The 14,259-nt window shown below is 50.4% G+C and carries 11 protein-coding genes; 3 read left to right on the top strand and 8 right to left on the bottom strand.

Features of this window, described 5'->3' with window-relative positions; translation table 11 throughout:
- Positions 1 to 251: 251 nt before the first annotated feature.
- Positions 252 to 992: an MBL fold metallo-hydrolase gene (locus GOV85_RS19365; protein WP_254443003.1), complete on the top strand. Its 741-nt coding sequence runs from the start codon at positions 252 to 254 to the stop codon at positions 990 to 992.
- 373 nt (positions 993 to 1,365) lie between these two features.
- Here the strand turns inward: GOV85_RS19365 and GOV85_RS19360 are convergent, their stop codons facing one another.
- From GOV85_RS19360 to GOV85_RS19335, 6 genes are all read right to left on the bottom strand, one after another.
- The gene (locus GOV85_RS19360) at positions 1,366 to 2,283 is read right to left on the bottom strand and encodes a ketopantoate reductase family protein (RefSeq protein WP_171181278.1); all 918 of its coding nucleotides are present in this window, start codon (positions 2,281 to 2,283) and stop codon (positions 1,366 to 1,368) included.
- A 293-nt stretch (positions 2,284 to 2,576) separates the two neighbouring features.
- Positions 2,577 to 3,428, bottom strand: coding sequence for an ABC transporter permease (locus GOV85_RS19355; protein WP_171103639.1), 852 nt, complete (start codon positions 3,426 to 3,428; stop codon positions 2,577 to 2,579).
- 4 nt (positions 3,429 to 3,432) lie between these two features.
- Complete coding sequence (locus GOV85_RS19350) at positions 3,433 to 4,686, bottom strand: ABC transporter permease (RefSeq protein ID WP_245223351.1); 1,254 nt, start codon at positions 4,684 to 4,686, stop codon at positions 3,433 to 3,435.
- Between the two features lie 60 nt (positions 4,687 to 4,746).
- Positions 4,747 to 5,799, bottom strand: coding sequence for an ABC transporter substrate-binding protein (locus GOV85_RS19345; protein WP_171181275.1), 1,053 nt, complete (start codon positions 5,797 to 5,799; stop codon positions 4,747 to 4,749).
- A 64-nt stretch (positions 5,800 to 5,863) separates the two neighbouring features.
- Positions 5,864 to 6,973, bottom strand: coding sequence for an ABC transporter ATP-binding protein (locus GOV85_RS19340; RefSeq protein WP_171181273.1), 1,110 nt, complete (start codon positions 6,971 to 6,973; stop codon positions 5,864 to 5,866).
- 329 nt (positions 6,974 to 7,302) lie between these two features.
- Positions 7,303 to 8,259 (bottom strand): LysR substrate-binding domain-containing protein, encoded by a 957-nt coding sequence (locus GOV85_RS19335; protein WP_171181270.1) that lies wholly within the window; start codon positions 8,257 to 8,259, stop codon positions 7,303 to 7,305.
- Between the two features lie 131 nt (positions 8,260 to 8,390).
- Here GOV85_RS19335 and GOV85_RS19330 point away from each other — a divergent pair, with 131 nt between their 5' ends.
- Positions 8,391 to 9,023 carry a glutathione S-transferase family protein gene (locus GOV85_RS19330; protein WP_171181268.1) on the top strand — a complete coding sequence of 211 codons (633 nt, stop codon included), beginning with the start codon at positions 8,391 to 8,393 and terminating at the stop codon, positions 9,021 to 9,023.
- A gap of 857 nt (positions 9,024 to 9,880) precedes the next feature.
- On the opposite strand, the gene GOV85_RS19325 is transcribed toward GOV85_RS19330, so the two are convergent.
- Together GOV85_RS19325 and GOV85_RS19320 are read right to left on the bottom strand one after the other, a co-directional pair.
- Positions 9,881 to 12,442: an ATP-binding protein gene (locus GOV85_RS19325; RefSeq protein ID WP_171181266.1), complete on the bottom strand. Its 2,562-nt coding sequence runs from the start codon at positions 12,440 to 12,442 to the stop codon at positions 9,881 to 9,883.
- Between the two features lie 46 nt (positions 12,443 to 12,488).
- On the bottom strand, positions 12,489 to 12,968 hold the full coding sequence (locus GOV85_RS19320; protein WP_171181263.1) for an oxidoreductase: 480 nt from the start codon (positions 12,966 to 12,968) through the stop codon (positions 12,489 to 12,491).
- A 135-nt stretch (positions 12,969 to 13,103) separates the two neighbouring features.
- On the opposite strand from GOV85_RS19320, the gene GOV85_RS19315 reads away from it, so the two are divergent.
- The gene (locus GOV85_RS19315) at positions 13,104 to 13,718 is read left to right on the top strand and encodes a response regulator transcription factor (protein ID WP_171181261.1); all 615 of its coding nucleotides are present in this window, start codon (positions 13,104 to 13,106) and stop codon (positions 13,716 to 13,718) included.
- Positions 13,719 to 14,259 lie beyond the last annotated feature (541 nt).

The following is a 14,259-nucleotide window of genomic DNA, read 5'->3' as shown; positions in this document are numbered from 1 at the left end:
AACCCGAAGATTTCAAAACTCCCTATACGAGTCCGGCCTACTGGCCGACTAATTACCCACGTGGTCCGATTGACCGGTCGCCAGCGGATTCCTCAACCAAAGTGATAACCCTTGGAACGGGCGACCCGCCACCCAATCCCTACCGTTTTGGTCCAGCTCACGCGGTGATCATAAACGGATTTCCATATTTTGTTGATGCCGGCGAAGGCTGGTTCAGGTCACTTGGGAAGGCCGTCCTTTCTCAGGGCGCAATGGATCTGGCAACCGTTTTTGATCTACAGAACATCAAGTATATGTTTCTGACCCATCTGCACGAAGATCACACGGTGGGATTGCCATCTTTCATATCGGGCCCGTTCAAGTTTGGCCCCGGCCCCGACAAGAAGATTTATGGACCCGAGGGCGTTGACGAGATGATTGCCAATATCAACGCCGCTTGGCGGCTCGACAGGAACGAAATGTTCCAGGGCTCGACAACCCAAAAGGCCGACGGAGCAACCGCAATCGGCGTGCCGGTCTGGCCATCGACCGATCCCAAAGGGCGGCTAATTTACGAGGACGACAACGTAACGGTCGAAGCATTCCCAACAGAGCACGGTTTTCTTCATCATACCTATGCTTATCGGTTTACCGCCAAGCCGGACGGGCGCGTTATCGCGTTTGGCGGCGACGGGCACTACTCTGAAGGCCTTGTCAACGCGGCAAAAGACGCTGACGTTCTGGTCATTGAAAGCATAACGAGAAAGAACATCATGTTTGTGGTCTGGGGTGGCGACACGGAAGACGAAAAAGTGAAGATTATTGGTGCCTACCACATGTTTCCAGAAGACATGAAAAAGGTTCAGGACGACAGTGGCGTCAAACAGATCGTCATGACGCACGTCCAAAACTATAACGACCCCGAGCATTTCGACCGTCTGAGTGTACTGAAGGAAATGCAGGATGCTGGCGTCACGAACATCCTCATGGCCGAAGACGGCGACATTTACTGAACGGACGGCCAGCACAAAGGGAAAGCCCTGTCGGGCTTTTCCGTCAAAAGTACCAAAATGAAACCTTTTATCACAGACGTGATCTTTGCATCCGTCAGTGTTCCAAGCCTACGCCGATCCAGACCTCTGTAATCTTAGGCCGATACACCAAATTTCGCAAATTCCGTTTTATGCGCATTGCGGCCATTCAAGCATTTTGCAGCATCGATCAAAGTGGGCTCGCTGCAGACGTTCGCTGCGCAGTGCATCAGTGACCGCTATGCGGACAAAGCTGCCCTTGGCCGCGATGTAACTCCATCAAGGTCGTTCCAGTCGTCGCTCCGCGAGCAAAAGCGACACCACCATGGTCCCTCTCTCGGAAAGCCACAATGCCTTATCGACCGGCCTTATGTGGCAGCAACAAAGCATAGAGGGCTTTGTTCATTGGTGCCTCCTGTCCCCATTTATCGGACAAACGTGCTGCAGCACCCGATATCCATTCGATCTCAAGCCGCCTACCATGTTCGACATCAACTGCGGTAGAGGCCCGCATGGTTGGTGGAAGCGCTTGCACCCGCTCCCATGTCTTTGCTTCGATGTCATCCGGCAGAGCAACTCCAGAAGCACGGCCCAATGTTGCGGTTTCACTCAGAACTTGCCGGAAGACGGCAGCCAGTTCTGGGATACCTGTGATGTCGGCAATGGTGCAGCGCGCTGCAGCGGTAACACCTGATACGGCTGAAAAGAGAACAAATTTGGACCACAGTTCGCACTCGATATCATCTGTTTCCGGCGCCGCAACGCCCGCGTCAGTCAATGCCTGCTGGAGTGCCGCAACTCGGTTCGAGGGGCGACTGTCGCGTTCGGCAAACACAAATTGGTTGAACTCTCCGGTTTGTGTTATCACTCCTGGGGTCGAGATGGTTGTAGAAACCTGCGCCATTCCATTGGCGACATTGGCCTCGGGTAATATCTTCGCAAGTCGGTCGGAGGCCTCCACGCCGTTCAAGAATGGCACGACGACAGTATTGGTTCCCAACAGAGGTTTGCAGACCTCGGCAGCGGATTCCAGATCATCTCCCTTGACCCCAAAGATGATCGCGTCGACCTCTCCGACCTGGGATGTATCATCCGTCGCAATCCATGGGTGGTGGGTGAGCGTGCCGCTGGATGTTTCAAGTTTGAGACCGGTCTTGGAAATGGCCTCCAGATGCTCTCCGCGCGCAATGGTCGCGATTTGATGCCCACGCAAGCCCAATTTTACAGCTAGATAGCCACCAATTCCACCTGTCGCTACAGTCGCGATCTTCATAGTCTCCATCCATTTTCTAACAACGAAAAGAGGATAGCACGACTGTCAACTCTGGGCTCAGAGCAGCCGTTTGCTGGGCTCTGTTTGAGTGACCGCTACGCGGACAAACGCGCCATTTGTGTCTGCTAACCGCACATCAGCGTTCAATCGCCCTTCGAGCGCCTGCTCGGAGGACAAATCACCAATTTTTTAGTGCATCAATTTTGGGTTAAAGAAAGCTCACTCTTTTGATTATGATGAATCGTCACCATTCTTCGTGGCTGAAGTAATCCAGTTTCTTAAATCCGGTGCAATTAGTCAGAAGTACCTCTAAGACGCTCGGATCTACGGCGCAGCAATTCAAGTGTTGCTAAGAGAGCTATGGATAGAAGCACCAAAAGCGTTGCTACCGCGAGGATCGTTGGATTTATCTGCTCGCGTAGCCCTGAAAACATCTGGCGAGGGATTGTTCTTTGTTCTGGACCCGCCAAAAACAACACCAAGACTACTTCATCAAATGAAGTTACGAAAGCAAACAGTCCTCCAGAGATGACACCAGGCCGGATGATCGGAATAACCACATCGAAAAACACTTTAGTTGGCGAAGCTCCTAGACTAAGGCCAGCGCTGAATAGTGAACGATCAAAGCCAGTCAGTGTTGCGGTGACAGTGATGATAACGAACGGTACGCCAAGGGCTGCATGAGCAATTATTAGGCCAGGGTAGGTGCTGACCAAATTAAAGCTGGTATAGAAAAAGAACATGCCGGCAGCGATGATGATTAATGGCACGATCATGGGCGAGAGAAGAAGCGCAGTGATCAAGCGCTTAAATGGCATCCAAGGCGACGCGAGACCAACCGCCGCAAGTGTTCCCAATCCTGTTGCTAAAATCGCAGCGGCGATGCCCACGACAAAACTATTCCAGATGGCAAGCGTCCATTTCTGGTCCTGTGCGATTGCCTGGTACCAGCGCAGGGAAAAGGCATCCGGGTCTAGCGAAAGCATACCTTCAGTGAACGTAAAGAATGGTTCTGCATTGAAAGACAGGGGCACAATAACTAAAATTGGCAACATCAGAAAAACGAGTACCAGGTAAGCTGAGAAACGCAGACTATAATGTCCAGCGATGTGCCAAAAGGTAAAATACTCTGGGAACTTCCGCATCGCTCTAACCCAGTTTGATATTGCCCGCGCCCACGAACCGGTCATAGAGCCAGTAGAGCGCAAGGATTAAGAACAACAGAAGCGAGCCAAGGGCAGCTGCAAGCTCCCAGTTGTTGGATTGCTGCATGTGAAAGGCGATGATGTTTGAGATCATCTGGCCATCCGTGCCCCCAACCAATGCCGGAGTGATGTAGTAGCCCACTGAAATTATGAAAACCAACAACGCGCCCGCTGACAGGCCCGGCAAGCTCATCGGAAGGTAAATGCGAAGGAAGGCCGGGATCGGTGGGCTGCCCATCGACATTGCCGCGCGCATGTAACTGGGATCAATGCCACGCATGACCGAATAAAGCGGCAGGATCATGAAGGGCAACAGGATATGCGTCATCGCAATGATGGTCGAGAATTGCGTATACAACATCTCAAGTGGCGCATCGGTCAGACCCAGGGCAAGCAGGGTGGAATTAACCACTCCGTTTGTTTGTAACAGTGCGATCCATGCGGTGGTTCGCACAAGAAGCGAGGTCCAGAAAGGCAACAGGACAAACACCATCAGGAGGTTCGCCGTTCCGCTGGAGCTGTTGGCCATGAAATAGGCTAGCGGGTAACCAAGAATAACAGTCAAAATCGTTATGATCAGCGCCATCCGAAGCGTCTTGCCATAGAGCTTGACGTAAATCTGCGTCTCGCGGCGTTGGATGCCGCCGTCAGGGTCATTCTCGAGGTCGAGCGCAGTCAGGTAGTATCCGGCGGTATAGACCTGACCGGTTTTTTTTAGTGCTTGCCAGATCTCTGGTTCTGCCCATTTGGCGTTAGCATCAATCAGGATCGCGGCGCCATTATTGGCTAGCTCGCTGTCATCAACACGACGCAGCTTGCGAGCGGAGGATTTGATGACGCTGGAGGACCCGGGAAGGGCACGATTCACTTCTTCCGCCAGTTGACCAGAAGTGCGATCGTTGGCGAGCCTCTTTAGATCAAGGGCGAAGATGCTAAGAATCTCATCGCTTGGACGTTCCTCGCCTTGCCAGCTTGGCAGTTTTTCGAGCGTCTCGGGTACGAGGCTGGCAACAGTCGGATTATAGACACCGCGGTACAGCATCGAGGCTATAGGTGCGACAAATGAGAAACCAATAAATGCCAGAAGGGGCACAACGAACAGAAAAGCTCTCCAACGCCGTGACCGGTATTCACGCGCGGCGTTACGGGCATCTTCGCGGCTCAACCCATCTGGGGTGACGCTGGTGGCTTCGGGCAATTGTTCGTCTCCGGTCGATGAACCTGCGCCGATTGAACGGCGCAGGTTGGTGCTCTTAGACTATTGAAGCAGCCACTCGTTGAACTTTTCGCCTAGTGACTCACCGTAGTCGGCCCAGAAGATGCCGTCTGCTTTGACACCTTCGTCAAGATGTGCTGTCGGCAGATCCTGCTTTACGTCATCCGGCAAAAGCGCCTGAGCAGACTTGCGCGTTGGGCCGTAAGCCACGTCTTGCATACCTGACAGAGGCACGGTTTGAGTTGCGAATTTGACGAACTCAAGCGCAGTATCGAGCTTATCAGTACCTTTCATGACCGACCAAACATCAAGGTCATAGACATGGCTATCCCAAACCATTGTGAAGGGGGCGTTTTCTTCCTTGATGGCGGCGAAGATACGACCATTGGCGGACTGCACCATCTGGGCACCACCGTCGTTCAGAAGAACAGGTGCTTGTGACCAGCTATCATACCAAACGATATCGTCTTTGATTGTGTCGAGCTTCGCGAAGGCTCGTGCCTGACCTTCATCGGTGGATAGAACGTCATAGACCTCGTCTGGTGCCACGCCATCGGCCAGAAGGGCCCATTCCATGTTTACCTGTGGACGTTTGCGCAGGCCGCGCTTGCCGGGGAACGCTTCCGTATTGAAGAAGTCTTCGATCGTTGTAGGGCCGTCGGAATACGCATCGTTGTTGTATGCGAAAATAATGGTCCAAACGATGTTCCCGACGCCACATTCGTGCAATGCCTCGGGAATAAAGTCCTCGGCAGCGGGTGTGCCGTCGTCGCCCGGAGGCAAAATCGAATGATCGATGACTTCCAAATACCCTTCCGAGCAAGCACGCTCTAGGTCGATCACCTCGATATCAACAACATCCCATTGGATGTTGCCGGATTCGCTTTGCGCTTTCATTTCGGCGACGCCGCCGCCGTAGTCTTCAAACAAAACGTTGACGCCGCTGTCGGCCATATATGGGTCGATCATGTGTTTCTGTTGTGCCGCCCCGTAAGCGCCACCAAACGACGTCACGGTCAGATCTTGTGCCATGGCTCCCGATGAAACCATTGCCAGTGCAGCAGCATATGTAAGCAATCCAGAATTTCTAATCACATTCACCTCCTGTTGTCGCGAGAAGCTTTGGGTCCCGCTTTCCCTTTCATTACTTCGCGCAACCTCATACAGGGAACGCAATGCAATCCGAAGTCAGCCACATCAGACTCCCGTCCTGGCCTTCTGAAAACTCAGGGGCGGACAAATCGTTCAGGACTTTGACAATAATCTCTGAACCGTTTGCCAGCCTGAAATAATAACGGATGAAATCGCCCACATAGATGCGCGTTATGAACGCCGCGGTCACCTCGTTGTCGTGATCATGCGATGTCGGGTGTATGAACAGCTTCTCGGGTCGTACCGACACACGACAACCGGAATTCTCGGTCAACCCTTGGCCAGCCATAGCAACCACGGTTTCGCCGCCCGGCGTAACGACTTTGGCCTGATCGCCTGAGATCGACTGAACGTGGCCATCGATAAAATTATTCTCGCCAATGAACTCGGCCACGAACGCATTTGAAGGCCGCTCGTAGAGTTCCGCGGGCGGGGCGCATTGCTGTACGACTCCGTCGTTAAAAACAGCGATCCGGTTGGACATCGACAGCGCCTCGGATTGATCATGCGTCACGTATATGACAGTAACCCCCAATTGCTCGTGTAGGCGCGAGATCTCATACTGCATTTGTTCGCGCAGCTTCTTGTCCAACGCACCCAGCGGCTCATCCATAAGGATAAGCGTCGGCTCAAAAATCATCGATCTTGCCAAGGCCACGCGTTGTCTTTGACCACCAGAGAGCTGGCCGGGATAACGTCCGCCAAACCCGTCCAACTCTACGAGCTTAAGCGAGGCAACCACTCTGGAATCTATTTCAGCCTTTGCCACTTTCCGAACCGAAAGCGGGTAGGCTAAGTTCTCCGCCACTGTCATATGCGGAAACAGCGCGTAGTTTTGAAACACCATCCCGATATTTCGACGATAGGGTGCGATACGATTGATCGATTGCCCCTTTATTGCGATGTCGCCTGAGGTAACGCTCTCAAAGCCTGCTAGCATCATCAGAACAGTTGTTTTGCCGGAGCCTGAGGGACCAAGAAGAGTGATGAACTCTCCTTCTTCGACTTGCATATCGAAACCCTTTACGACCAAGTTCTTTTGGTCGTAAGTTTTTTTCACGTTATCAAATACGAGAAACGGTTGTGATTTCCCAGCTTGTTGTTTGTGGGCATCCATGTTTTTCGCCACTATGTTGACCATTCATGTTTGCCGCCGTTATGGGGGCTGAAAGCAAGTAAATCGTGTATTCCGGCAAACTGCAACTTATCGTTTTATATCTATAAAATGAGGCTCTCGGGCAAAAAAAGGTCCGCGTTGGGCTCTAAGCCGACCTTGGAGCAAGCGCGGCATCTCAAAACTTGCACCGCTAGGCTTCGTTGAGGGCGGCCCAAGGCGGACCTTGGTCGCATCCTTGAGCGCCGCAATGCAGCTTCACCAAACCAGACATTCGTGCATCTCGCAGTATTCCGCTTCCCGAAATGACCGGGTCGCGGACAATGCGGCCACTAGCCGGACGCTCTTGAGCCTTGGGAAGCGAGGTATGCGTCTAACTCACTGACGAAACGGTCTGATCTGTCTGTGATCCATTCGACGAATAGCGCCCGCAGATTAGATTTCGCTCGGGGTCGCGCCCATAGGAGACGATAGGCGTACTTTGTCTGGCATATCATTGACGGTCCGAATGGCAGAATGAGCGATCCTGCTTTCAACGCGTGAAATGCTTCCACAATCCCGCAAAGCGCCAGCCCCTGACCCGCTGCCGCCGCTTGAAGCCCTGAACCTGTTCTAGAGATGCGTACGCCATGTTTTAGATGATCGCGGTCAAACCCAAAGGAATCGCCCCATGCTTGGAAGTCAAGCCATCCCGGGTCCTTGGTGCGATTGGTGACGTGGATGAGCGGTACACCCTTTAGCGATCGCACATACGGATCCAGCCCTTGCTGGTCTGCAAAAGCGGGCGAGCATACTGGGGCAACAAAATCACCGAAAAGCACGCGTTCTTCCAATACAGTGTCACGGGTGGGTCCGTATCTGATCGCAAGATCATAGTCTTCTCTCACTAAGTCGATATCGCGATTGGATGGGTCCAAGTATAAGTCCGCATCCGGGTATTGCAGGTGGAACTCCACAAGCATCGGCGATAGCCAATTTTCCGAAAAGGACTCCGGCAGGGTAATGCGTAGACGGCCAGCCGAGTAGTTCGGCTTCAGTTGCTCAAATGCCTCGGCAAGCCTTGCAAAGCCGTCTTCCAACAATTCCCGAACCCGCAATGCATCCTCAGTTGGCTCGATGCCCGAGCTGGAGCGAATGAACAGACTTTTTCCGAGGTAAAGTTCTAGGGACCGTACCCTTTGCCCAACTGCAGCCGGAGTAATTCCAAGTTCGTTGGCGGCCAGTGAAAAGCTCCCATGCCGCAATGTAGCCTCCAGCGCGCGCAACGCGTTCAAATGAGAAAGATGCATGTCGACACCCTAAAGGTTTCCTTTAGTGGGGCCAAATGAAATCAAGCGTGCAAAGCAATCGAACCCACCCATACTGAGCATTGGTGCATAGGATGTCGCCATGAAAAACAGAACCATGGGGAAGACGGGGAATGTTCACGCTTTATTGGGAATATTTGGCAGGCTCGATTGTGGTGCAGTCAGTCCTTGAAGAAATCGGTGCAGAATATCGACTACACTACGTGGACATGGGCGCAGACGGACATCGGACTCCAGATTTCCTGCGTCTAAACCCAACCGGCCGGATACCGGCGCTCGGCTACGCAGATGGCAAAACGATTGGAGAGACTGCCGCGATCGTTACGCTACTCGGCGAGATGTACTCTGGGAGCAGGGTCGCTCCAGCGCCCGGTGATGATAATCGTGGAGAGTTTCTGTATTGGCTGAATGTCATGACGACCTCAGGCTACATGACGGCAGCGCGCCTCGGGCACCCTGAGCGCTATGCGAACAGCAGCAAAGCGATCGAGGAGGTCGGCGCAAAAGCGGCTATCGATTACGATGCCTTTTTCGATGTGATCGAAGATGCAATTGCGGGCGATCCGTACTTCATGACGCGCGGTCTGACCGCACTGGATTTTTACGTCACAATGCTGACCGAGTGGCACGCCAACAAACAGTCTCTCTTTGGCTCACGACCCAAGCTCAGCGCGCTGTGTGAATCTGTGAATGAAAGCCGCTCCTACAAGGCCGCAATGGAGACACATGCACTTCCACAGACCTGAATATTCAAGCGGTCAGCCGAAATCTGCACTCTGGACTAGCGTCTGCGCAGGTGGAGCAATGCGGTCCCTACTTTCAGAGTTTTGATGCTAAACTAATTGGGCTTTAAGCAGATTATCTGCACTGGGCGGGTTCGGCGTTCTTCGATGTTTCGTGCAGCGTTTCGCACAATCTGCGGAGCCAATTTACCCAACAGGATATGAGTGTCAAAAACCGGCGCTTCGCCCTTTTCAACAAATGCTGCGTTTCGCAACAACGACTGGATTGGGCTCAAGGCAGTCATATGAGTCTTTCAGTCAGATGACGGCTTAGGAACGGAAAGCGATCATTGATGGTGGTCATTCCGAGAAATTTCGCCCGAAGGTCTGCATTGAACGGCAGCGGACGTTCGCTGAAATCTGCTGAACGTCTGCCAAGCGGACAAAGCTGCCGTTTCTTCAAAGCGGCGTATGAAGGTGATGTGTACTACCGTTTTACGAGCAAAGTTACATGACTTACTTCGATGCCACGCTCGTGCGTGAGGTTTTTTACATTTCGAAGCGAAGAGAGAACCACACATTCAGCTTCACAGCCGGACGAATGATCACGGGTCTTGTTTTTCAAGTACTTGGATGGCTACTTTGTTTTGTTGATTGGAAGCTACGACTGCCTCCTGCCCGCCTCGATCAAAGTTTTTCCGACAAGACCAACAAAAACACCCGCCGAACAACGTCGGCGGGCTAAGAACGATAGTTTGTTCCGGTGAGTGAGTACCGTTCTTTTGTTTTTTCTCTCCGAATTATCTGCTACCGATAAATTTTATCAACCTACCAATTAGAATAGATCGGCAAGACAATACTCGCCAAAAGTAGGCAAAAAACTAGCTAATGTACCGGCGCGAAGTGTCAGTTTTCTTAGTGAAGTCTAGTTTTTCCATTCTCCGGCGAGTCTCTTCGGTCTCTTGCTTTAAGCGGCTTAAATCGATTTCTAGTGAGTTTATATCTGCCTCGACAGCTTGCTTACGGGTGTACTCAATAACTTTCGTCAATGAGCGAAAACCGAACAAAGCGGCTGCTCCGCTGAGTTTATGAAGGTGAGATGCCAGTTCTCCTCTCTCATTCAAATCAGAAAGCATCTCATGTTCCACACAGAAATTGAACATCTCTTCGAAGAATTCCCGTAGAGCATTCTCCATTTGCGCTTGACCTAGTGTGTCACCAAGTTCTTGCAGTATTTTTGTATCAATTAAAGATGCATCTCCCCGCACAGGGTCCGAAACCAGCGGCTCTCCCAGCAATACCTTTTGGAGATCTCGGAGGCGAATTGGTTTGGTTGAAAAACCGTCCATGCCAGATTTCAAAGCATTTTTAAGATATTCCCCTTCATCGTAAGCAGAAAGACCGTGAATCCGACTGGTTTTGTTCGGGCCACCCGACATTCTGATCCTCTCTGTCAGTTTGCAACCATCAGTGTCAGGTAAACCAATGTCCATAAGAATGACATCATGCTTTGTGCTTATTGCCAATTCGTATCCTTCGTCCCCTGAGAGCGCACTTTGAACGTTGTGACCCAAGCTTGATAGCATTTCACAAAGAACCGAATTGTTGACAGCGTTGTCTTCAACGACGAGGACAGAAAGTTTCTGCACACTCGGGGCGGATCTTACTAAATTTAAGCGATCGACCTTAGGTCCATTTCGCGGAGATTCGGACGCTTTTTTCATGGGTATAGTCAGGGTAAAATGACTTCCGCGTCCCAACTGTGAGCAAACAGTAATGTCTCCCCCCATCATCCTCGCAATTTTTCTTGAAATTGGTAGTCCAAGCCCATCTCCCCTAGGCAGTCTACCTTTGTCTAGTGCAAGCGTCACATAGTCTTCGAAAACTTTTTCAAATTGGTTTTCTGGAATCCCGTCTCCCGTATCTGAGACGGTCAAAATTAAGTCAGTGATCTGCTGCGAAATGTTGCCGCGCAACTGGACATTGACACTTCCGACAGAAGTAAACTTGATAGCGTTTCCAACCAGGTTCGTGACGATTTGGCCGACACGCAATTCGTCAGCAATGAAGTAGCCGAACAAGTCAGGATCAAGGTCGGTTTTCAGTTTCAATCCTTTTGCCATCGCCAATGGTTCAAGAACTGCAATGGCTTGTGATATTTTATTGTGTGGGTTGAATTTAGCAGGTGACAGAACCAGAGATCCAGACTCTATTCGCGTAATATCAAGGGCTTCGTTTACCTGCTTCAGCAGAATTTCTCCAGACGCGATGGCCACCTCCAAAAAGTGGCTTTGTTTCTCCGTAAGGTCTGTGGTCTTGAGGAGGTCCAAAACTCCTAGAATGCCAGTGATAGGAGTTCGCATTTCATGGCTCATTATCTCCAAGAACCGCGATTTTGCCCTATCAGTTCGCTCTGCATTCTCCTTGGCCTCCAATAGCGCTCGCTCATTGCGCTTTCTTTCACTTATGTCCCTCAGGTAAACGGCAACCAAAGCGTTACCGGCCTTTGAAACCCTTATGACATTGACTTCAGCCGGGAATTCCTCCCCGTTTCGCCTAGTTCCTATAATCTCAACTCGCTTATTTTCTGAAAAACCAGAAAAAAGATTGGGAAGTTCGGTATTATCGGCCTCATTGCTTTCTTTGGAAGGTACAGCGGGCAGAATCGTGCCTTCAATTTTCTTACCTAAAACTTCCTTCTTCTTCGAGCCAAAAACACGCTCAGCAGCTTGATTAAATTCTACAATTTCTCCCTTCTCATTTCCAATCACTATAGCATCAAGCGAAGCTGAAACTGTCGACTCTAACCGGGCTGTCGTTTCGCGAAGTGCGAGGTCGCGCTTCCTTGATATCCGCAACATTTGGTACAAAAACAGAAGCACGGCAGCCAATAAAATGACGACTGAAGTTGCGATCACGCCAGCATTTCTAAGAGCTGATGAAAACACTTGTCGGCGAGCTTCAGTTCTTTCGGCTCCGATAGACACTCCCAGCAACGACAATTCTCTTGCCACTGGCTTGTAGAGTGTCGTCAAGTTGAAAAGTTCATCAACAACAGCGGGTAGGCTGTCGCTTTGAGTAAGTTTGGTAGCTTCTTCGGCGAAATGATGGAGTTGTTGCAACAGCTCCGTAGCACGGTTATCGCTCTCGATTATTTCTCGCGCAACTCCCTCACTAACGAGGTCAATTCGGCTCAAGGCGATCTGGGTCTGTATGTCGATCCTTGCACTGTGGGGGCTGAGACTTGAAGATTCCTCAAGCAAGACAGAACGCAAATTAGAAAACTCAGTGTCCAGCTGCAAAATTGTCCACTGGGCATTTTCGTTACCAGCAGTGGACAAAGCGCGCTGTTCAAGCCAAAGATTCCGCCCCAAGGCAACCACGAGCGCAACAAGAAATAACACGGATGCCGGAATAAGGATCCTAGCCAGTTTATCTTGCATCACAACTCCCTGAGACTCTGCCTTTTAGACTAGAGTCGCTTACAACTCATTCGTGAAGAACAATTCGTTGCAACTGCCAGATTGAGCGGGCGAAAGTCGTCTCTGTTTGATAGTCAGGACTGTCGTCAAACGGAAACATTATCCAGTAAGGTCCTTTTTCACGAACCGATATTGTGGCGCCGTCAATCCGGGTCGCGATTATCGGCACTTCCGACTCCAACTCTGCAACGGGCATTTCTATTGAATAGTCGTTCAAAGCGAATAATTTAAGAAGACTACCTTCGGCGTTAAGGTTTCCAAGCAGGCCGGAAACCGGCACGCCGCTGAATTTTCGGACTCCGTCAGTCCAAATTGTAGAAGTAGAAAAGGAAACCTGTTCCAACGAATCCAAGTCCTCCAATGAGAGTTCTATTTGCTCTCCACCAACAAGCACAACCGTCAATGGGATTGAATTTTGTGCGTTAGCTGATGAAAAACACATCGCGACAAGTGCTAAAACGATGCTCAGAACACTTTTTGATATCATAGAGTTGGCCTCCCCAAACGCATGGTGTTACATTGATGTTATCATTTAATTGGGCAGCGAACATACTGTAAGGAAAGCCGAGCCAATCGCCGCTTGGTGGACAATAGTTCTTATTCGGAGGCAACCTAGTTGTCGATGCGTACTATTTTACTAGCCGATGATCACCAACTGGTTCGCGATACCTTGGCCGCCTATCTGTCTGAAAAAGCTGGGTTTGAAGTAAAGGTAGCTTCAAGCGCTGAGGAAGCATACGTATCGCTTTCAGCTTTCAGAAATATCGATCTCGCCATTATTGACTATCAGATGCCAGGAATGGACGGGTTAGAGGGTCTAGTGAGACTCAGATCGCGGTTTCCAAACCAAAAAACAGTGATAATTTCCGGAGTAGCCTCTCCTGAAGTTGCGGATAAAGCCATTGAACTTGGGGCGCTCGCCTATTTTCCAAAGTCTATGCCTGTGGATTTGATGCTAGCTAGTATCAACGAACTGATTGCGAATAGTCCTGTTGATCACTCAAGTGACAATTCTCTGAAACAATCTGAAGATAGACTGAAAATCTATGGCTTAACAGCTCGAGAGAGGCAGATCCTCCAGATGCTGGCATCAGGTCAATCCAACAAATCGATAGCGCAAGATTTAAGTTTAAAGGAAGTGACCGTGAAGTTTCATATAACGAATATTCTCGGAAAACTGCGGGTGAGTAATAGAACGCAAGCTGCTTTGCTAGCAAATTCGAACTCTCCGGTATAGTTAGGACCTTTTGCACGTTCGCCCGATCGATGTGAAGTATCGGTTTTGCTCAGTTCACGTTGCATTTGTGGATCCGCCCCTACCCTAGACTTTAGTCTTGGTCGCGAACTCTATAACGGTTAGGAGTAAACTCTGCGTTATGCTCGCGCCCAGCAATAAACTCAGTGAACTTGGAAAGCGGCAGTATTTACCGAACTTACTTTACCGGAAAATAAATCAATCAATCGGATCAAGAAGCTGGTTAGAACGCTTTTCGTCAAGCATGTCAAAAAAATTTGTCGCTCCGCCCGCAAATGGGAGGAGCGACCAGAATCGATTAAATGAAACAACCACTCACTGATTGCCACTTTAGTATAGGAAATCTGCATGCTGGAATCGAGAAAAAACATCGGCGTGATGTGATTTATTTAAACTCGTAGCTGTTCAGCCTTTCGTCAAAATCTTTTCAGAGACAGTTTTGATGCAATGCAAACCTTATACACAAAATGTCAATCGGCATTGAACATTGACCCCCTATCGGCATCCAATATTGACCCCGGTT

The sequence above is a fragment of the Ruegeria sp. HKCCA4633 genome, assembly GCF_013034605.1.
GTDB lineage: Bacteria > Pseudomonadota > Alphaproteobacteria > Rhodobacterales > Rhodobacteraceae > Ruegeria.
This window is presented reverse-complemented; position numbering and strand designations above follow the sequence as displayed.